A 334-nucleotide genomic window follows, 5' to 3' on the forward strand; every position below is an offset into this window, starting at 1 on the left:
ACTCATAGAACAATTCCTTCCCGATGAACATTCAAAATAAATGGACTTTTTTCTTGATTAAAACGCTGCTCAGAGACAAAAGCACGGGAGATAACCGTATCATATTTTAAGGATAATTCTTGAATAAACTCACTGGTTTTTTTGATTTCATCAGAGTAATTAAACGCGGATTTCATCACAATCAGTAAGTCAATATCTGAATCAGGTTTAGCTTCCCCCCTAGCTTGAGAACCATATAAAATAATTTGAACAACCTGTTCAGAATAATGGGTTTTAAACCAATTTTTAATAAATTCTATAATCTCCGGTAATTTTTGATGTTTCATTTTATTAA

General features: G+C 31.1%; 1 protein-coding gene. It reads right to left on the reverse strand.

Annotation, left to right across the window (positions count from 1 at the left end; genetic code table 11):
* Positions 1–2: 2 nt before the first annotated feature.
* On the reverse strand, positions 3–334 hold a 332-nt coding region (locus tag PL8927_RS27680), incomplete at its 5' end, for a nucleotidyltransferase domain-containing protein (RefSeq protein ID WP_231506172.1).

Origin of the sequence: Planktothrix serta PCC 8927 (genome assembly GCF_900010725.2) — a bacterium.
In the GTDB taxonomy this organism is placed as follows: Bacteria; Cyanobacteriota; Cyanobacteriia; order Cyanobacteriales; family Microcoleaceae; genus Planktothrix; species Planktothrix serta.